This is a genomic window from Kineococcus arenarius subsp. arenarius (assembly GCF_050871845.1).
Lineage (GTDB): Bacteria > Actinomycetota > Actinomycetes > Actinomycetales > Kineococcaceae > Kineococcus.
In genome coordinates, this window is record NZ_JBJLSE010000011.1 from 20,807 (window position 1) to 40,117 (window position 19,311).

15 protein-coding genes are annotated in these 19,311 nt (G+C 74.0%); 13 read left to right on the forward strand and 2 right to left on the reverse strand.

The annotated features are described in order from the left end of the window. Positions 1-15: 15 nt before the first annotated feature. Together pyrF and ACRYM0_RS04820 are read left to right on the forward strand one after the other, a co-directional pair. Positions 16-924 carry an orotidine-5'-phosphate decarboxylase gene (pyrF, locus tag ACRYM0_RS04815; protein WP_432502678.1) on the forward strand — a complete coding sequence of 303 codons (909 nt, stop codon included), beginning with the start codon at positions 16-18 and terminating at the stop codon, positions 922-924. A gap of 207 nt (positions 925-1,131) precedes the next feature. Then, positions 1,132-2,598: a M1 family aminopeptidase gene (locus ACRYM0_RS04820; RefSeq protein WP_432502604.1), complete on the forward strand. Its 1,467-nt coding sequence runs from the start codon at positions 1,132-1,134 to the stop codon at positions 2,596-2,598. Between the two features lie 49 nt (positions 2,599-2,647). Here ACRYM0_RS04820 and ACRYM0_RS04825 read toward each other — a convergent pair whose 3' ends face one another. Then, a complete protein-coding gene (locus ACRYM0_RS04825) occupies positions 2,648-6,748 on the reverse strand; it encodes a Pls/PosA family non-ribosomal peptide synthetase (RefSeq protein ID WP_432502606.1) in 4,101 nt (1,366 codons plus the stop codon). Between the two features lie 320 nt (positions 6,749-7,068). On the opposite strand from ACRYM0_RS04825, the gene ACRYM0_RS04830 reads away from it, so the two are divergent. The 5 genes from ACRYM0_RS04830 (at position 7,069) to ACRYM0_RS04850 (ending at position 11,552) form a co-directional block, all read left to right on the forward strand. Then, positions 7,069-8,340 carry a heparan-alpha-glucosaminide N-acetyltransferase domain-containing protein gene (locus ACRYM0_RS04830; RefSeq protein ID WP_432502609.1) on the forward strand — a complete coding sequence of 424 codons (1,272 nt, stop codon included), beginning with the start codon at positions 7,069-7,071 and terminating at the stop codon, positions 8,338-8,340. A gap of 7 nt (positions 8,341-8,347) precedes the next feature. Further along, complete coding sequence (locus ACRYM0_RS04835; RefSeq protein ID WP_432502611.1) at positions 8,348-9,103, forward strand: BPL-N domain-containing protein; 756 nt, start codon at positions 8,348-8,350, stop codon at positions 9,101-9,103. Positions 9,104-9,486: 383 nt separating this feature from the next. Continuing rightward, the gene (locus tag ACRYM0_RS04840) at positions 9,487-10,683 is read left to right on the forward strand and encodes a hypothetical protein (RefSeq protein ID WP_432502613.1); all 1,197 of its coding nucleotides are present in this window, start codon (positions 9,487-9,489) and stop codon (positions 10,681-10,683) included. 177 nt (positions 10,684-10,860) lie between these two features. Further along, positions 10,861-11,280: a hypothetical protein gene (locus ACRYM0_RS04845; protein ID WP_432502615.1), complete on the forward strand. Its 420-nt coding sequence runs from the start codon at positions 10,861-10,863 to the stop codon at positions 11,278-11,280. Positions 11,281-11,375: 95 nt separating this feature from the next. Continuing rightward, on the forward strand, positions 11,376-11,552 hold the full coding sequence (locus ACRYM0_RS04850) for a hypothetical protein (protein ID WP_432502618.1): 177 nt from the start codon (positions 11,376-11,378) through the stop codon (positions 11,550-11,552). A gap of 133 nt (positions 11,553-11,685) precedes the next feature. On the opposite strand, the gene ACRYM0_RS04855 is transcribed toward ACRYM0_RS04850, so the two are convergent. After that, on the reverse strand, positions 11,686-11,835 hold the full coding sequence (locus tag ACRYM0_RS04855) for a hypothetical protein (protein ID WP_432502620.1): 150 nt from the start codon (positions 11,833-11,835) through the stop codon (positions 11,686-11,688). 67 nt (positions 11,836-11,902) lie between these two features. Between ACRYM0_RS04855 and ACRYM0_RS04860 the strand changes: the two genes are divergently transcribed. The 6 genes from ACRYM0_RS04860 (at position 11,903) to ACRYM0_RS04885 (ending at position 19,308) form a co-directional block, all read left to right on the forward strand. Then, on the forward strand, positions 11,903-12,733 hold the full coding sequence (locus ACRYM0_RS04860; protein ID WP_432502622.1) for a helix-turn-helix domain-containing protein: 831 nt from the start codon (positions 11,903-11,905) through the stop codon (positions 12,731-12,733). Next, positions 12,655-13,908 carry an MFS transporter gene (locus tag ACRYM0_RS04865; protein ID WP_432502679.1) on the forward strand — a complete coding sequence of 418 codons (1,254 nt, stop codon included), beginning with the start codon at positions 12,655-12,657 and terminating at the stop codon, positions 13,906-13,908. Before ACRYM0_RS04860 ends, ACRYM0_RS04865 begins: the two co-directional genes overlap by 79 nt. 232 nt (positions 13,909-14,140) lie before the next feature. After that, a complete protein-coding gene (locus tag ACRYM0_RS04870) occupies positions 14,141-15,151 on the forward strand; it encodes an IS630 family transposase (protein ID WP_432502623.1) in 1,011 nt (336 codons plus the stop codon). 16 nt (positions 15,152-15,167) lie between these two features. After that, positions 15,168-15,680 (forward strand): transposase, encoded by a 513-nt coding sequence (locus ACRYM0_RS04875; protein WP_432502625.1) that lies wholly within the window; start codon positions 15,168-15,170, stop codon positions 15,678-15,680. 38 nt (positions 15,681-15,718) lie between these two features. After that, positions 15,719-17,461: an ABC transporter transmembrane domain-containing protein gene (locus tag ACRYM0_RS04880; protein ID WP_432502628.1), complete on the forward strand. Its 1,743-nt coding sequence runs from the start codon at positions 15,719-15,721 to the stop codon at positions 17,459-17,461. Beyond that, the gene (locus tag ACRYM0_RS04885) at positions 17,458-19,308 is read left to right on the forward strand and encodes an ABC transporter ATP-binding protein (RefSeq protein WP_432502631.1); all 1,851 of its coding nucleotides are present in this window, start codon (positions 17,458-17,460) and stop codon (positions 19,306-19,308) included. The genes ACRYM0_RS04880 and ACRYM0_RS04885 overlap by 4 nt, the downstream gene beginning before the upstream one ends. Positions 19,309-19,311 lie beyond the last annotated feature (3 nt).

A 19,311-nucleotide genomic window follows, 5' to 3' on the forward strand; every position in this document is an offset into this window, starting at 1 on the left:
CCCCGCGTCCCCGCGCTGGGCGAACCCGGCGCAGGGGGGGGGGGGGGGGGGGGGGGGGGGGGGGGGGGGGGGGGGGGGGGGGGGGGGGGGCCGGGGGCGGGCGCCGGCGCGCGCGGGGGGGGGGGGGGCGGCGGCCCCGCCCCCGCCCCCCCCGCGGCGGCGGGGGCGCGCGCCCCCCCCCCCCCCCCCCCCGCCGGGGTGGAGCGCTTCGGCCGCACCGTCGTCGAGGCCCTCGCCGGGCACGTCGCGGCCCTGAAGCCGCAGGCGGCGTTCTTCGAGCGGCACGGCTCGCGCGGCGTCGCGGCGCTGGAGCGGGTCGTCGCCGACGCCCGCGAGGCCGGGCTGCTGACGATCGTGGACGCCAAGCGCGGTGACATCGGCTCCACCATGGCCGCCTACGCCGACGCGTTCGCCGGCGACTCCACGCTGGCCGGCGACGCCGTGACCGCCTCGCCGTACCTGGGGTTCGGTTCCCTGCAGCCCCTGCTGGACACCGCCGCCGAGCACGGCCGCGGGGTGTTCGTGCTCGCCCTGACCTCCAACCCGGAAGGGCCGGGCGTGCAGCACGCGGTGGGGCCCGACGGGCGCTCGGTGGCGCGCGCGGTCGCCGAGGCCGCGGCGGCCGAGAACGCCGGAGTGCCGCCGATGGGCGACGTCGGGCTGGTCGTCGGCGCCACCGTGGGCAGCGCCGTGCAGGACCTCGGCATCGACCTGGCGGCGGTCAACGGCCCGCTGCTGGCGCCGGGGTTCGGTGCGCAGGGCGCCACCGCGGCCGACCTGCGCACCGTGTTCGGCGCCGCCCGCCCGTTCGTGCTGGCGGCGAGCTCGCGCGAGGTGCTGGCCGCCGGACCGGACCCGGCGGCGCTGCGGGGAGCGGCGCGGCGCTCGGCCGACGCCGTGCGCGCAGCGTTGTCGGGGAGCTGACGGCCTCCACGGCGTGGTGAGGACGAGCCGTGTGGTGCCTCGGCCCCGATTGCAAGGTAAATTCCGCTTATCGCGGGTAATAGAACTCGAACAGAGATCGCGGAACGACGAGCCCGCACCTGACGCGTGGTCCGGAGGGAGGCCCGGGCACAATGGCGGCGGCCCCGCCGACCGGCGAGTGCACCTGGTCCCGCGGGAGAACACCGTATGCGCGTCATCCCACCCCGGCTCCTGCTCGCCGGGGCCGGGGCCGGGGCCGGTGCCGGTGCGGTCCTGCTCGCCGGCTGCAGCGGAGGACCGGTGCCCGACGTGGCGCCGACCCCGACGGGCACGGCCGGGCCGTGGGACCAGCGCCCGGTGGTGCGGCTGTCCTTCGACGTCGCCGACGACCTGAGCAGCGTCTCGGGGCGGGAACGGATCGCCTTCACCCCCGACGAGCGCGTGTGCGAGCTCGTCTTCCGCAACTGGCCCAACAAGCCCACCACGGCCGAGCCCGGCAGCGGGCTGGTCGTGACCGAGGTGCGGGTCGACGGGGAGGTGGTGGACGCCCGGGACGAGGAGGCGGGAGCGCCGGCCGCAGCACCCGCCGGGACCCTGCTGCGGGTGCCCCTGGCGCAGTGCGTCGACGCGGGCACCACCCTCACGGCCGACCTGCGCTTCGACCTGCAGCTGGGGGTGGACGTCGACGAGCGCATCGGCCGCTCCTCGCGGGGGGACGCCGCGTGGTTCGCCACCGCCTTCCCGCTGCTGGCGTGGGAGCGCGGCGTCGGCTGGGACGAGACCCCGGCGGTGGCCGTCGCCGGGGAGACGGCGGTCAGCGAGGAGTTCCGGCTGGAGTCCCTCCAGGTGACCGCCCCCTCCGAGCACGTCGTGCAGGCCACGGGATCCCTCGAGGACCGCACCGCGGGTGCGGGCGACCCGGACCGGACGACGACGGAGTTCAGCGCGCCGTCGGTGCGGGACGTGGCCGTCCACGTCGGCGACTACGAGGTGCGGGAGTTCGACGTCGAGGGGGTGCGGGTCCACTTCGCCGGGGTCGAGGGACGCGTGGAGGCGCCGCTGGACGACTGGGAGGAGGTCATCGGGGAGTCCCTGGAGGACCTCGTCGACCTGCTCGGCCCGTTCCCGTACGACGACCTGTGGATCACGGTGGTCGAGAGCGACAGCAGCGGCATCGAGTTCCCGGGCGCCGTGCAGGTCGCGGACGTCGACCCGCAACGCCGCCGCCCGCTGATCACCCACGAGCTCGCCCACATGTGGTTCTACAGCCTGGTCGGCAACGACCAGGGGCGTGACCCCTGGCTGGACGAGGCCTTCGCCACGTTCGCCCAGCGGGTCGCGGACGGCGACGACGTGTCGCTGGACGACCTGCCGCGGCGGACGCTGACGGACGTGGGGCGGCCCCTCAGCTGGTTCACGCGCTACCGGAGCCCTGCCACGACCTTCTACGAGCGCGTCTACACCGCCGGTGGCACCGCCCTCGTCGAAGCGCGGGACCGGGTCGGTGCCGAGGAGTTCGACGCCGCGCTGCAGCGGTACCTGCGCGAGAACGCGCACACCATCGCCACCCCGGAGGACGTGGCCGAGGCGTTCGCGGAACTGCCCGAGGTCCTGGAGGTCCTCGTCGAGGTCGGCGCCCTGCCGGAGGCCGACGACCCCCGGGCCGCTCCCTGAGAGCAGCGGGACCGGTCCGCGCACCGCGGACCGGCCCCGCCGGGTGGGCTCAGTGCTCGGCTTGAGCGGGGATGCCCCGCCAGTGCGTTCCCGCGGCCAGCGTCTCGCCCTTCATCACCAGCGACAGCGGGCCGAGGGTGCTCCCGGCCCCGACCACCGCGTCGTAGAGCACCACCGAGCGCGTCCCCACGGACGCACCGGCCTCGATGCGCACGTCCGACATCTTCATCACCCGGTCCTCGAAGAGGTGGGTCTGCAGCGAGACCCCGGAACCGATGCAGGCGTCGTCCCCGATGTGCACCAGGTCGAACTCGGTCAGGTACGTCGTGTCGATGTACGTCCGCCGGCCGACGTGCGTGCCGAACAGCCGCAGCAGCGGGCCGAGCATCGGGGTTCCGGCCAGCGGCTGCAGCAGCGCGGGGACGGCTGCGGCCTCGTACAGACCGGTGGCGAGTTCCGACCAGCGCACGAACGGGTTCCACAGCGGCTCGACGCGCGGGCGGTAGCGGCCCACGGCGAGCCACTTGAACCCCGCGACGGCGCACACCACGACGAGCCCCGCGCCGAGGAACGCCGCCGGTGCGGCGACCACGACGATCCAGTGGTCGTACTCGCTGGCCACCGTGGCGACGACCCACATCGCCAGGAAGGTGGAGATCGCCAGCACGGACGCGGGCAGGGTGATGCGGGCGAACTCGATGGCGTGCCGCTGCAGGACCCGCGCGGGGTGCGGGCGGAACGTCTGGGACTCGTCGAAGGAACCGCTGTCCTGCCGTCGCGGCAGGAAGATCGCCGGCGAGCCCAGCCACGAGGAACCCTCCGGGGCGCCCGCAGCCGGCGGCACGGTGTGCACCCCCACGAGCGAGTCGTCACCCAGGGACGTGCCGGCCGGGACGAAGGAGGCGTTGCCGATGAAGGCGCGGCTGCCGACGGTCGTGCGCTCCATCACCATCGCGCCGCGGTAGTAGGTGGCGCTGCCCACGCTGGCCATGTCCGCCACGAAGCTGCCGGGGGCCAGTTCCAGCAGGTCGGGGTCGAGGTGGGCGACGGTGGAGACCTCCGCGCCGCGCCCCACGCGGGCACCCAGCGCCCGCAGCCACGGCGAGGTGAGCAGGGTGGAGTACAGGGTGTTCGTGGAGATCAGGCTGAGTTCCAGCAGCTTGTCCGCCAGCCACTTGCGCAGCCCCAGGGCGGAGTTGGCGGCGGTCACGCCCACCGGCGTCTCCGGCAGCACGCGCCGGCGCAGCAGGGCCACCAGCAGGCACGTCCACCCCACGTAGAGGGGGCCGGTCAGCAGGCACGCGGCCAGGGCGGCGCCGCTGCCCCAGATCAGCAGCGTCCACCAGACGAGGACGATGGGCGGCAGCAGGGTGATGAGCTGGACGAGCTCCACCCCCAGGAAACCGGCGCGGAAGGCCCCGCGCAGTCGCCGCGTCGCCGCGGGGAAGCGACCGGCGGCGGCGATCTGGGCGAGCACGGCGTGCGGCTGGGGATCGGGGACGGCCGGGGAACCGGTCCAGCGCTGACCGGCAGGAACCTCGGTGCCCGCGGGCAGCGAGGAGTGCTCCGAGAGCACAGCGTCGGCGCCCAGGCTCGCGCCGGCGCCGACGAGCGAGCTGGAGCCGACGAAGGCACCGGGCCCCACCTCGACCCGGCCGACGTGCAACCAGCCGTCCTCGACGTGGAAGCACTGCAGCTGGGCGCCGTAGCCGACGCTCGCCCCGTCCCCGATCGTCGTCAGGGACGGCAGCATGACCTCACCGCTGGCGATGTGGACGTCACGGCCCACCCGGGCCCCGCAGAGCCGCAGATAGCCGGGCAGCAGCGGAGATCCGCTCAGCACCGTGATCGGCGACATGACCATCAGCTTCTGCAGGAACCACACGCGCAGGTGCGTCCAGCCCCACAGCCGGTATCGGCCGGGGCGCACGCCGATCGTCAGCAGCCGGCTGCCCAGGGGCGGGAACACCCAGCGCCCCAGCAGGAAGGTGGCCGCCGTGGCCACCATCAGCTGCACCAGCAGGGTCAGGGACGGGCGCCCGTCGTTGAAGGAGTAGGCGAGGGCGACCGGGGCGCAGAAGAGCAGCATCAGCGCGTACAGCGACGCGAACTGACCGGCCCCGCACAGCGCGACGCGCAGCGAGCCGTGCCGGGCTCGGCCGGCGCGTTCCGGCACCGTCGCGCCGGTGCCGCGGTCGGCGTCGGCCTGGAGGTGGGCCGCGAGTTCGCGCACCGTCGGGTGGGCGTACAGGTCGCCGACGGCCATCCGCGGGGCGATCTGGCGCCGCCGCAGGGTGGAGACGACGTTGGCCGCGGCCAGGGAGTGCCCGCCGAGCGCGATGAAGAAGTCGGCCTCCACGCTCAGGGCGGCCGGTTCCAGACCCAGGACGTCCGCCCACACGGCCGCGACCTCCTGCTCCAGCGGGGTGGCGGGTGCGACGTGCTCCCCGTCACCGCCCACGGATCGCCCGCCCGTCGGCACCGGCAGCGCCTTGCGGTCGGCCTTGCCGCTGGGGAGCATGGGGAAGGCGTCGACGAGGAGCAGGTACGGCGGGACCATGTACGGGGGCACCTGCCGCTGCAGGCGCTCGCGCACCCTGCGCAGCAGTTCATCCTCGTCCTGGCCGGGGTGCGCGGTGACGTAGCCGGCCAGTTCCCCGATCTGCTTGTGGAGCGTGACGACGGCGTCGTTGACGCCGTCGTCCTCGCGCAGCACGTTCTCGATCTCCTGCAGGTCGACGCGGTGGCCGCGGACCTTCACCTCGCTGTCGGCGCGGCCGAGGTACTCGATCTCGCCGTCCGGCAGCACGCGCGCGAGGTCGCCGGTGCGGTAGAGGCGGCCGCCCTCGCAGAAGGGGTCGGGCAGGAACTTCTCCGCCGTCAGGTCGGGGCGCCCGACGTAACCGACGGCGACGCCGGGGCCGCCGATGCAGAGCTCGCCCGGTTCCCCGTCCGGCAGCGGCCGCAACTGCTCGTCGAGGACGTGGGTGGTGTACGTCGGCAGCGCGCGACCGATGGTGACCGGCCGGCCGGCGACGAGTTCCGCCATCGTCGCGGTGACCGTCGCCTCGGTGGGGCCGTAGGTGTTCAGGATGCGACGGCGCCCGCCCTGGCTCCACCGCTCGACCAGTTCCTGCGAGCACGCTTCCCCGCCGACGTTGAGGGTGTGCAGCAGCGGCAGGTCGCGGTCGATGGTCGCCAGCACGGTCGGCACGCAGTAGAGCATGGTGACGCGGTGGTGCTCGAGGAAGTCGGCGAGCTCGGAACCCAGGCGGCGTCCGTCGTTGGGGCCCGCGACGACGGTCGCACCGACCGCCCACGTGGGCCAGATCTCCTCGATGGAGAAGTCGAACGCGATGGTCATGCCCTGGTAGACGCGGTCCTCGCGCCTGACGCCGTACAGCTCGGGGACGACCTGCAGGAAGTTGCAGATGCTCGACTGCGCCACCTGCACGCCCTTGGGGCGCCCGCTCGAGCCGGAGGTGTAGATGATGTAGGCGACCGGGTCCCCCGTCGCCTCCACGACCGGGCGGGACGAGGGCATGGTCGACAACTGCCCGCCCGCCTCGTCGAGCACCAGCACGGGGCGGCCCGTGGTCGCGGCGGTGTCGGCGAGTTCGCGGGTCGTGATGAGCAGGTCGACGTCGGAGTCCGTGGCGATGTACTCGACCCGGTCCTGCGGTGAGGTGGGGTCGACGGGCACCAGCGTGGCGCCGGACTTCAGCACGCCCAGCACCGCGGAGTAGGTGAGCAGCGAGCGGTGCAGGTACACGGCGACGCGGTCGCCGACGCCGATGCCGCTGCGGCGCAGGTGGTGCGCCAGCCAGTTCGCGCGGACGTCCAGTTCCACGTAGCTCAGGGAATCGTCCTCGCACTGGACGGCCGTCGCCGCGGGCGTGGCGTCGCAGCTGGCCTCGAAGACGTGGTGCATCCGGGCGCCCGAGCGCGGGGTCGCCGGCCGGTGCGGCCGGCCGGGGGGCAGGAGCAGTTCTCGCCGGTGAGCGGGGACGAGGTTGCGGGGGATCGGCTCGACGGCCGGTGCGTCCGCGCGGTGCCGGCCGGTGCGGAGGACCTCCGGGGGGCGCTCCTGGCGCGGGAGTTCTCGGACGGTGGAGTCGGCGGGGGAGTCGTGGTGGGGCGTGGTGGTCACGAGGCCCTTCCTGGCGGAATCGTCGCGTTGCGCACCACCAGGTCCGGGACGCCTCTGACCGGGCGTCCAGCGGTGCGCTGCCGTTGCAGGGCGATCGACGCCGCCCCCCCAGGCTTGCGGAGTCAAGCACAGGAAAGCAGAAGGAAACAATTGCTCGGACCACACGAGTTACTCAGGCGACCACAATCGGACACACAGTAGTTACATGCCTACGGGCGGTTCTTGCATTGAGTGAACAGATTGCGACAGGCAGTGGGATTCTCGCGGACGTCTCCGTCAGCGGTGTGTGAGTGCGAAACTTCTCTGTAACGTGACGTCCCGTGGCGATCCCTCAACACCCCCGCGAGCCGGGGTCCGTGCAGCAGGTCCTCCGGGGCTCCACCGCCGAGATCCCCGTGGCGGCCCGGGCCCCGCGGGCCGGCGACGACCCCCGGCCGCAGGTGCGCAAGACCCGCATCACGGGGGTCGACGCCGCGCGCGGGTTCGCGCTCATCGGCATGGCGGCGGTGCACACCTACTCGCTCGTGACCGACGACGGCGACCAGTCGTGGTCCTGGGCGCTGTTCGCGGGCAAGGCCGCCGCGCTGTTCGCGCTGCTGGCCGGGGTGAGCCTGGCCTTCATGACCGGGGGCTCGCGGCGGTCCACGGACGGGCGCACCAGGGTCGCGGCGTGCGCAGGACTGGCCGCCCGGGCGCTCTGCATCACCGTGATCGGGCTCCTCGTCGGCTCGGTGGTCGACGCGCCGTACGTGATCCTGCCCTACTACGGTGTCATGTTCCTGCTGGCCGCCCCGGTGCTCTACTCCCCGGCGCGCGTGCTGATCTTCCTCGCCGTGGTGAGCGCGCTGGTCGCCCCCTTCGTGATGCAGGCCGTGCGCTCGGGACTGCCGTTCCCCTTCGTCGAGAACCCCTCGCTGGGGGACGCGTTCGTCCACCCGTGGCGCCTGGTGACGAGCCTGCTGCTCACGGGCGTGTACCCGGCGATCCCGTGGATGACGTACATCTGCGCCGGTCTGCTGATCGGCCGGTGCGACCTGCGCCGGGCCCGGGTCGCTGGGTGGCTGCTGGGCGGCGGCACCCTGCTGGCGGTCGTCCCGCTGCTCGTCTCCAACGTGCTCCTGTACCAGTTCGGCGGCTACGACGCGCTGGTCGCGACCCCCGGGCTCTCGGTCGAGGAGGTCGACGACGTCATCGGCTGGGGCCCCGACCCGGTGCTGCCCAGCAGCACCTCCTGGTGGCTGGCCATCAGCGCGGCGCACTCCAGCACCCCCGTCGACCTGCTGCACACCACCGGGGTGGCGATGGCCGTGCTCGGCGCGGTCCTGCTGCTGGAGCGGGTGCGCGGCGCGCGCACGCTGCTCGCGCCCCTGGCCGCCCTCGGCACGCTGACGCTGACCTTCTACACGCTCAACGTCCTGGCCACCCGGTACATCACCTCGGAGGACGACACGACGTTCTTCGCCTCCCAGGTGGTCGTGGGCCTGGTCGTGGCCGTGCTCTGGCGGCACCGCTTCGGGCAGGGTCCGCTGGAGCGGGTCGTGGCGGCCGGTGCGCACCGCGCGCGCGACGGCGTCCTGCGCGGTGGGCGGTGACCGGCGCGTGCCCGCTGAACGCCCCCGACGCCGCAGCGGCGGGCTCGCCCTCGTCTACCGCGGACCGGCGGCCACGGACGCCTGCGCGGCTTCGGCGGCGGTGCTGGTCCGGCGGGTCCGCCCGGACCTGGAGGTCCGCTTCACCGGTCGCGGGCAGGACCTCCCGCTGACGGCGAGGACCCTCGCCGAGGCCCACCTGTACGTGCAGCCGGGCGGCGGGACGCTGCGCCGCGCCTGGCGGCACCTGCGTTCCTCGGCCGACGACGTGCGCGGTTTCGTCGAAGGGGGCGGGGCCTACCTGGGCATCTGCCTCGGCGCCTACCTGGCCGGGCGCACCCCCGGTTTCGGCCTCTTCGACGGTGACACCGACCGGTACGCCGGGTCCCCCGGCGCCGAGCTGCGCCACGCGCGCGACACCGTCCTGCCCGTCAGCTGGCGCGGCTCGGCGCGGCACGTCTTCTTCCAGGACGGCCCGCGCTTCCTGCTCGACGACCCCGCCGCCCCCGGCGTCCAGGTGCTGGCCCGGTACGCCAGCGGCGCTGTCGCGGCTCTCGTGCAGGCGCGCGGGCGCGGGCGCGTGGCCGTCGTCGGGCCGCACCCGGAGGCCACCTCCGACTGGTACTCCCACGCCGGCCTGGTCAACCCGGACGGTGTCCGCGCCGACCTCGGTGCCGACCTCCTGGACGCGCTGCTCACCGCTGCGCCGGGTACCGCCGTTCCGGGTGCCGCGCTGCCGGGCGGGGGCGTCCGGAACGCCGGCTGACGTGCTCGGCACACCCCCCTCCCGCCCCTGCACATGAGCGTGTCCGGCACGCTCGGCTGAGTCCCCGTCGCGGCACCGACGCCGGGGCGGCTCGCGGGGCGCTCGGCGGATCCCGCGACGACGCGGGGACCGCTGAGCCCCGGACTCCGTGATCCCTGCGGTGCAACGGACCCGTTCCGCACGCCGCGTCACGGTCCCAGCCCGCGGTCCCCGCCGTGGTCCCCGCCGTGGTCCCCGCCGTGGTCCCCGCCGTGGTCCCCGGTCGTGGTGGAGCCCGGTCCTCAAGGTGGCCCTCCCCGCCGCCGACCCAAGGGGGGTCAGTGGTGTCGTGCAGCACCTCGTGCTGCGCGCGCCCTCATCACCTTGATCGGGGACTTCCCAGCATGAAGATCTTTCGCGCCGCCGCCGTGGCCCTCGCCGCCGCTGCGCTGACGCTGCCCGCCGGCGCCGCCACCGCAGCCTCGACGGGTGGGACCGGGGGACCGCTCACCGACCGCCTCGACGTGCCCTTCAGCAGCGGGGGCCTGACCTCGGACTACCACGTCTTCGCCAAGGGCCTGGACTGGTCGAAGTCCGTGGGTCTGCTCGTCTACGGGGACGGCTCGGGCGGGTACGGCCTGGACAACCCCAACGCCTCCTACCTCCTCGACGCGGACGGGCAGGCCGGGCTCGTCGCCGTCGCCAAGAAGCACAACCTCCTGCTCGTCGTGCCGGAGGCCCCCGGCCCCGGCTGCAACGGGTACGACAACTGCTGGTTCGACTCCACCGCCCCGCAGAAGGCCGCCTGGTCCAACGCCCTCGTCGACCAGGTCAAGAGCCAGTACCCCGTCGACACCGACCGCATCGTCGTCGGCGGTTACTCCTCGGGTGCGCAGTGGGCGACCCGCTGGTTCCTGCCCACCTACGGGGAGGCGCAGTCGGTCGACCTGGCCATCGCCATCGCCTACGGCGGCGCGCCGGCCGTCGCGGGGAAGTTCTCGTCCGCGTACAAGGCGTCGACGACCGTCTCCTTCGACACGGGAACCGCGGACCAGGCGTACTCGACGTCCTCGGCGGGCGCCCTCGGTGGCCACAAGTGGTACACCGCAGCGGGTTTCACGACGGACGCGACCTGGCCCGCCGGGGTGGGGCACTCGCGCTCCGGGCAGTTCGCCGCGATCGTGGACCGCGAGGTCAGCCAGCACCTGCGGCCGGCCGCGGCGCTGCCGCCGGCCCCGGTCCCGGTGTTGGCCCCCGTGCCGACGCCGGTGCCCACCACGCCGGTGCCCACCACGCCGACCACGCAGGTCACGGCGAACCCCCGGGTCGTGTCCTCGACCGCCTACGCGACGAAGGTCACCCCGACGGCGACCGGCGTGACGTTCACGGTGCAGGTTCCGCAGAACGCGACGGAACCCACCTACGTCCGCCTGTCCGGGCCCCGTTCGACGTACCTCTACACGTCGGCGAAGCCGTCGGCGCAGCTGACGTTCAAGACGCTCGGCACCGACGGTGCCAAGTGGAACTACACGGTCCACGTCGGTTCGTCGACCTCCGCCGCCCCGGTGGCGTCGGGCACCTTCTCGACCGTCGTGCGCTGAGGACGTGGTGAGGTCCGCGCGCCCCGCGGCCCGCCCCACGTCCTAGTGGTCAGCTCGGAAAGTTCCTGATCACGCGGCGAGTTGCCAGGTGAAGCTGACCGGCCGATGGGTCCGGGTGCGTTCCTGAACCCACTCCCGCACGGCCTGGTCGCAGTCGTCGCCGGTCGTGAACCAGCCGTGCTTGAGGACCTGGCGGGTGACGTCTTCGCGCAGCAGGTCCTGCAGGTCGCGCTGGGGGCCCGCTCGGCGGCGACCGCGGCGCTCGCGGCGCTCGCGCAGGACGTCCTCGCCGTGGGCGACGCAGCCGGGGCGTCCCTGCACGTGGCCGCGCGCTCGGGCGCCGAGCCTGCATTCCGGTGTTCTGCCGAGGACCCGGGTCTGCGCCTAGCCGCCCCGGCGGACGCCCTCGACGCCGCCGCGCGCGTCGACAGCGGCGTGGTGACCCTCGTGGCCGCGCAGACGCACACGTTCACGTCGCCGGAACTGCCGGACGTGGCGGCGCCGCGGACGGCACCCGTGCTGCGCAGCGCCAACGACCTCGTGAACCGACGCAGGTCCGTTCCAGGGCGGTCCGCACCCGCCGGGGAGGATCTGTGAGAATTGTGCGCGCGACGGCGGTCCGGGGCCGGGAACTGCCAGGGTCGGGACCCTGGCGTCCCGGCCCGGGATGCGACCGGACCCGGAGGTCGGCCATGTCGTTCACGACGCTCGCGTTCCTGCTCACCGTGCTCGCCGCCGTCGCGGCGTTCGTGCTCGTCCGGCCGCGCCGCGGCGTGCTGTCCGCGACGCTGGCCGCGGCGGCCTGCGTGGTGCTCGGGGCGGCGGGCGCGTTAGCCGTCATGGCTGGTATCACCGGCGGGGTGGGGTGAGCAACGCCGGCACCACGCGCCAGCGTCAACCGGCCAGGACAACGCGGTTGCGGCCCGGCCACTTCGCCGCGTGGAGGGGCGCGTCCGCCGCCGCGAGGGCCGCGGGCAGTCCCACGTCGAGCCAGCGCCGGTTTCAGGTGCCAGTCAGGGAATCGCGCACCGCCTCATCCGACGGCCGCAGCCGCAGTTCCTCGTTGTGGCGTAATTGCTCGGTGAGGCGGGCGCTGGCCTCCGCCAGTTCCTCCCGCTGCCCGACCAGCTCCGGGACGTCCCGCAGGACCACCACCCGTCCTAGTGGTCAGCTCGAAGAGTCCTTGATCACATGATCTGCACATGTCGCTGCCAACTGCGTGATCAAGGACGCGGCACCGTCGGTGGCCGTGGGTGCAGCACTTCCAACGATGCCGCGCACGGCCGAGACTGTCGAGCAGCAACTGCAGTACGTCGCTGCCCACCCCGGCGTGGTGCAACGGCACGCCTTCCGAGCCCGCCTCGTGCTGGCCGCCGCCGCGAAGTCGCTGCGCGCAGTGGCCGCCGTCCACGGCACCACCCGCAACACCGTCCGCAAGTGGGTCCGGCGCGTGGCAGCCGAGGGCATCGAAGGACTGCTGGATGCCCCCCGCTCGGGTCGGCCGGTGTCGTACCCCGACAACGCTGCCCGGGACCTGGTGACCCTGGCCACCTCCAAGCGTCCTGGCCCGTACGCGTTGTGGACCCACCGCGCCCTGCGCGATGCGATGTGGAACCTGAACTGGGGCGTCACCTGCTCTTGGATCACGACGACGTTGAACACGCTGGGGCTGAAGGTGCACCGGGTCCGCGGCTGGATCCACCGTCGTCCTGCCCCGGACTTCAAGGCCAAAGTGATGGCGGTGCATGACGCTGTGACCACCGCTAGTGATCTACGGCCGAAGTCCGTGCCCCACCGTTGCGGTCCAGGGGGACGAGGGACTGCGGGTCGGGTGCCGACCGACTCCGTCGGAGCCTGTTGCTTCTCGCCCGCCCCAAGCACTAACGTCGGCCTTCGCACTGGTGTGCGTGCGAGTTGGTGTCCAGTCCGACCTGTCTGGCAGCTCGCGGCGATGAGCCGTTGGAGTTCCGCATGGCTACAGGTCGATCTTCCCTTTTCTTCGCTGCGGCGGGCCGCTACGTGCAGGTCCTCGGGCTTCCGGGCGCATTGAGGTTCTTCCTTCCTGCTGGGCTCGCGCGGCTCGGTGTGGCCATGACCGGCCTGGCCGTGCTGTGGACGGTGCAGGGCGCTTCCGGCTCCTTCACCCAGGCGGGGGCCGCGACCGGCGTCTTCGCCATCGCCGACGCCGCAGTGGGCCCTCAAATCGCCCGTCTGATTGATCGGTGGGGGCAACGCCGGGTCGTAGCGGTAAGCGTTCCCATCTTTCTCGTGGCCGGCTCGGCCCTCGTCGTGGCGTGCGCATCACTGTCGCCGGCCGCCTGGGTCGTGCTCGCTCTGGCAGGGCTGACCGGAGCGACAGCGCCGCCTGTGGGGGCACTGGCGGCGGCGCGGTGGAGGAGGACGGCAGAGTCGACCGGCCTCCTCCCGGCCGCGTTCGCCCTGGAGGGATCGCTCAACGACCTGACGTTCTTCATCGGCCCCATCCTCGTCACCACGGTCAGCGCGACCGTCGCCCCATCGGCTGGGCTCGTCGTCGCCCTGTCCTGCGTGGCGGTCGGGATGATCGGCCTCCTGACGGCGACAGAATCCGAACCGGCTCCGTCACAGAGCACGACTCGTGGCGTGCTCGCCGATCCCCGGTTGCTCAATCGGCGGTTCCTTACGTTGTTCGTTGCCAACCTTGCAATGGGATTCTTCTTCGGTGGTATCGGTGTGGCGATCACCGCCTTCGCGCTTGCTCATGATGCCGGTGCACTCGCCGGGCCCATCGCTGCGGGGAGCAGCATCGTGAGCCTGCTGGCCGGTCTGGCCTACGGCGCTGCGCAGCGCGGGCGCCCGACAGAGACGATGTTGAGCGCAGCCACCGTAATCACGCTCGGCTGTGCTTCGCTGGCGTTAGTACCGGGCGTTCCCTTGATGTTCCTCGGGTACGCGATCGTCGGAGGTTGCGTCGCGCTGGTGCTGATCCCTGCTTCGGAGCTTCTGCAGAAGGCGACCGTGGCCGCGGTTTACACCCAGGCGATGACCTGGATCAACTCCGCCAGCGCGGTCGGGATCGCAGCATCGGCCTCCGTCATCGGCTACGTCATCCAGGAGCGGGGTTGGCAGGACGGGTTCCTGTGGCTGTCGGCCCTGACCGCGCTGCTGCCCCTGACGCTGGCCATCACCTACCAGACACTGCGCACCCTGCAACGCGACGCAGGAACGAGGGCCACGTCCGCGTGAGCTCAGCGTTCATCCCCTTGCGAACGGTGGCGTGGGAATCGGTGAGGGCCGACGGCGCACATGGCGGTAGCTGATCATGAGCCGAAAGATCACCGAGCCGCGTCGACCTCGGCCGGGTACTCGCAGGTGGTGCGCCAGTCCTGCCGGCCTAGTCACAGGGGCACCAGCACGCGGCACATCCCACCTGAGGCTGCCGCGTGCCGTCGACGATAGTCGTGAGTCACTGCAGGCGGTGGCCGACGGCCCGGGCGAGCAGCAGCGGCATGCGCTGCGGGCGCGACTGGCGCTGGCGATACTGGACGGGGCAGGCGTCCGGCAGGTCGCCCGCGCCCACAACTGCTCCCCGAAAACGGTACGGAAGTGGTGGCGGCGCTGGCGACACGACGGGATCGCCGGCCTGATCGATGCGCCGCGGTCAGGGCGTCCCGCCCTCTACGACGACTCCACCCGCCGGGATCTGCTGGCGCTGGCCACCGGCGAAGCGCCGGCCCCGTTCGCCGGCTGGACGCACCAGTTGCTGAGCGAGGCGATGGGGTTGCTGAACTGGGGGGTCAGCCCGTCTTGGGTCGGGCGGACCCTACGGTCACTGCAGCTGAAGGTGCAGCAGGTCCGCGGCTGGGTGCACCGCCGCGCCGACCCGGACTTCGAGGCACGGGTCGCGGCAGTCGAAGCCGGCATCGCCAGCGCGTCTGCTGATCCGTTTCCGGTGCTGTGTCTGGATGAGAAGACCAGCCACCCCCTGCGCACCCCGGTCCGGCCCGACAGCCGCGACGGACAGGGGCGCTGGCGCCGGGAGTTCGAGTACGTCCGGCACGGAACGATCTCCTGGTACGGCATCCAAGACGCTGCGACCGGGGCGGTGGAGATGATCCGCGCCACCTCCTCAATGGACTCCGCGGCGTTCATCGAGGTGCTGCAGCACCTCACCGACGCCCACGGGCCCACCTTCACCCTGGTGATGGACAACGGTCCCGCGCACACCAGCCACGCCACCCGCAGCTGGTTGACCGAGCACCCTGGCATCACGGTGCTGCTGACTCCGCAGCACGCCTCGTGGGTGAACCCGGTGGAGTCCGTCTTCGGCATCCTCACCCGCCAGGTCCTCAAGCACGCGGCCTTCACCAGCGCTGAGGAGTGCGACGAACGTGTCCAGCATTGGACCCGGCTACGCGGCCAACAGCCCCGACCCGTCACCTTCACCTGGCAGCGAGCCGGGGCACGGACTTCGGCCGCAGATCACTAGGGTCGGCGGACGGCCGGTGCTGAGTCTGGGTGAGAAGACCTCCCACCCGGTCCGGGCTCCCGTCCGGGCCGACACCCGCGCCGGTGATGGCGGCGTGCGGCGCGAGTTCGAGTACGTCCGCAAGGGCACCGTCTCGTGGTACGGGGTCCAGGACTGCGTCAGCGGAGCGGTGCAGATGCTGCGGGCCCGGTCGTCGATGGACTCCGCGGCGTTCATCGAGGTGTTGGAGTACCTCAAGGATGTCCACGGACCCGACTTCATGTTGATCATGGACAACGGGCCGGCGCACACCAGTCCGGCCACGACGGCCTGGCTGGCCGAGCATCCCGGCATCGAGATCTTGCTGACGCCCAAGCACGCTTCGTGGGTGAATCCGATCGAGTCGGTGTTCGGGATCGTCACCCGCCAGGTCCTCGAGCACGACTGGTTCACGACCGGCGACGACTGCGACCAGGCCGTGCGGGAGTGGGTTCAGGAACGGACCCGGACCCATCGGCCGGTCAGCTTCACCTGGCAACTCGCCGCGTGATCAGGAACTTTCCGAACTGACCACTAGGGTCGTCCCCCGTGAACCCCTCGCGCCGGCTGCTGGCCGACGTCCTGCGCCGCCGCCGGCGCCCCGCCCTGATCGGGTGCCTGTCCTCCACCGTGCACCAGACCTGCGAGGCGCTGGTCCCCGTGGCCGTCGGCCTGGTCGTGGCCCGTGCCGTCGCCACCGGCAGCACCAGCGCCATCGCCTGGTCGGTGGCCGGGGTGCTGGCGCTGTTCGCGGTCCTCACCGCCGCGGGGGCCTACGCGTTCTGGACGATCGACGGCGCGCAGCTGCGCGAGGCGCACCACCTGCGGGTGGCGGTGCTCAGCGCGGTGCTGCACCGCCCGCCCGCCGCGCCGGTGCTGCGCGACGGCGACGTGCTCAGCGTCGCCACCTCCGACACCCGCCACAGCGCGCAGGTGATCGCCCTGCTGGGCTACCTGGTCTCCGCGAGCGTGGGGACGGTCGTGTCCGCGGTCGTGCTGCTGCGCGTGGACGTGCTCCTGGGTGCGGGGCTGCTGGTGGCGGTGCCGCTGCTCGTGCTGGGCCTGCAGCGCCTGGCCCCGCGGCTGGAGCGGCGCGTGCGCACCCGGCAGGAGGCTGCCGGCCTGGCCGCGGCCACCGCGGCGGACCTGCTGGCCGGGCTGCGCCCGCTGCGCGGCTTCGGCGGGGTGCCCGAGGCGGTGCTGCGCTACCGCACCGCCAGCCGCACCTCGCGCGACGCCGCCGTCGGCGCCGCCGGCGCCACCGCCGCGGTCGTCGGTGCCGGCAGCCTGGCCACGGGTCTGCTGCTGGTGGGCACCGCCGCCGCGGCCACCGCCCTGGCGGTGCGCGGGCGCATCGGCGTCGGGGAGCTCGTCACCGTCGTGGGTGCCGCGGCGTTCCTGGCCGACCCGGTGCGCACCATCACCTCCTGCGTGCAGGGGTTGGCGGTCGCCCGCGCCGGCGCCGGGCGGGTCGCGGCCCTGCTCGCCGACGGAGCAGCCCCGCACCCGACCGCCGACGCCGCGGTCCGCACGTCCCCGGCCGTGGCGGGCACCCCGGCGGGCGCAGCGGTGCCGCTGACCCTGCGCGGCGTCAGCGCCGGGCCGCTGCGCGAGCTGACCCTGAGCGCCGCGCCCGGCGAGATGCTGGGCGTGGTCACCACCGACGTCGCGCTGGCCGACGCGCTCGTCGGCGTGCTGAGCGGGCAGCGGGCCCGCGAGGCCGGCGAGGTGCGCCTGGGGGAGCTGGACCCCGCCGTCGACCCCGCCGGCGCCACCGGCCACCTGCTCGTCGAACCGCACGCGGTGCACCTGCTGGGCGGGTCGCTGCGCGAGGCGCTGAGCACCGGCGCGCCCGACGGCACGGCCAGCGGCGGGCGCGCACCGGCGTCGCTGGAGCGCGCGCTGGTGGCCTCGGCGGCCCAGGAGGTGGTGCGGGCCCGCCCCGCGGGGCTGGACGAGGTGCTGCTGGAGCGCGGGGCGAACCTGTCCGGCGGCCAGCAGCAGCGCCTGGCCCTGGCGCGGGCGCTGGCCGCCGACCGCCCGGTGCTCGTGCTGCGCGACCCCACCACCGCCCTGGACGCCGTCACCGAGGACGCCGTCGCCGCCGGTCTGCGCGCCCTGCGCCACGGCCAGGGCAGCCCCGCCGGGCGCACCACCGTGGTGCTGACCACCTCGCCGCTGCTGCTGGCCCGCTGCGACCGCGTCGCACTGCTCACCGCCACCGGCTGCCGCACCGGCACCCACGCCGAGCTGCTCGGCGAGGACGCCTACGCGACGGCGGTGCTGCGGTGAGCGCCCCCGACGGCACCACCCTCGACGCAACCACCCCCGGTGCCCTGCCGGTCGCCACCGCCCGGCGCACCGCCGCGGTCCTGGTGGCCACCGCCCGCGCCCACCGGCGCACCCTGCTGCTGGCGCTGGCGACCACCGTCGTCTCCAGCGCCGGCCTGGTGCTGGTGCCGCTGCTGCTGGGCGGCGTCGTGGACGTCGTCGTGGCGGTCCTGGACGAGGGGGCCGCCGCGGGAGCGGGCCGGGAGCGCCGGCAGCGGCTGTGGTGGCTGTTCGCGCTGCTGGCCGCGGCCGCCGCCGGCACCGCCGTGTTCGCCGCACTGGCCCGCGCCCACGGCGAGCGCCTGGGCGTGGAGATCGCCGCCGACCTGCGCGAACGGGTCGTGGACCGCTCCCTGCGCATGGACGCCGAGCGGCTCGAGCGCGCCGGCGGCGGTGACGTCGCCTCGCGCGTCACCGAGGACGTGGAGCTGTTCACGTCCTCCAGCGAACTGGCCGCCACCGTCCTGACGTCCCTGGTGACGGTGGTGCTGGCCGCGGCCGGCTTCGCCGCCCTGGACTGGCGCCTGGCGCTGGCGTTCTGCACGGTCTTCCCGGTCTACGCGATCGCGCTGCGCCACTACCTGCCGCGCGCCGCGCCGCTGTACGCGCGCGAGCGGGCCGTGGCCGCCGAGCGGTCCCGGGTGGTGCTGGAGTCGCTGCACGGCACCCGCACCGTGCAGGCCTACGGGGCGCAGGAGCAGCAGACCGCACGCGTGGAACGCGCCTCGGGGCGGGGGGTCGGTGCCGCGCTGGACGCGCTGCGCACCTTCGCGCGCCTGTCGGTGTCCATGAACGCCGCCGAGGCGATCGGCCTGTCGGCGCTGCTGCTGACGGGTTTCCACCTGGTGCGCGCCGGGGCGGTCAGCGTCGGCGACGTCACCGCCGCCGCCCTGCTGTTCCACCGGCTGTTCGGCCCGCTGGGCGTGCTGCTGCTCAGCTTCGACGACGTCCAGCGCGCCGGTGCCGCGCTGGCCCGCCTCGTCGGCGTGGCCGACACCGCACCGCCCGCCGAGCGGCCGCGCCGCCAGGTGCGGCACCCGGCCGCGCTGCGGGCGCAGGACCTGCGGCACGCGTACGGCGCCGGGGCGCCGGTCCTGCACGGGGTGGACCTGGACGTGGCGGCCGGCGCCTCCCTGGCGGTGGTGGGGGAGTCCGGGGCGGGCAAGTCCACGCTGGCCGCGCTGCTGGGCGGGGTGTTCGCGCCCTCCGGCGGGCGGGTCCTGCTGGACGGGGTGGACCTGGGCGAGCTGGACCCGCTCCAGCTGCGCGAGCACGTCGCCGTGGTCACGCAGGAGGCGCACGTGTTCACCGGCACCCTGCGCGAGGACCTCACCCTGGCCGCTCCCGCCGCCGGCGACACCGAGCTGCGGGCGGCGCTGGACGCCGTGGGCGCCTGGGCCTGGGTCGCCGCCCTGCCGGACGGGCTGGGCACCCGCGTCGGCACCGGCGCCCACCCGCTGACCGCCGCGCAGGAGCAGCAGCTGGCCCTGGCGCGGGTCGTGCTGCGCGACCCGGCCGTGGTGGTGCTGGACGAGGCCACCGCCGAGGCCGGCAGCGCCGGCGCGCGCGAGCTGGAGGTCGCCGCCCGCGCCGTGCTGGCCGGGCGCACCGCCGTGGTCGTGGCGCACCGCCTCACCCAGGCGCGCGCCTGCGACCGCGTCGCGGTGCTCGAGCGGGGGCGGCTGGTGGAGCTGGGCACCCACGACGAGCTCGTGGCCGCCGGCGGGCGCTACGCGCGGCTGTGGGCGACCTGGGGTGCCGGCGCACCGACCGGGCCGCCCGGTCGCCCGGACGTCACACGACGTTAACCG

Excerpts from the sequence above, each read along its gene's own strand:
- ACRYM0_RS04820 (WP_432502604.1), top strand. The coding sequence starts at position 1,132 with ATGCGCGTCATCCCACCCCGGCTCCTGCTCGCCGGGGCCGGGGCCGGG.
- ACRYM0_RS04850 (WP_432502618.1), top strand. The coding sequence starts at position 11,376 with ATGTCGTTCACGACGCTCGCGTTCCTGCTCACCGTGCTCGCCGCCGTC.
- ACRYM0_RS04865 (WP_432502679.1), top strand. The coding sequence starts at position 12,655 with ATGGCTACAGGTCGATCTTCCCTTTTCTTCGCTGCGGCGGGCCGCTAC.
- ACRYM0_RS04840 (WP_432502613.1), top strand. The coding sequence starts at position 9,487 with ATGAAGATCTTTCGCGCCGCCGCCGTGGCCCTCGCCGCCGCTGCGCTG.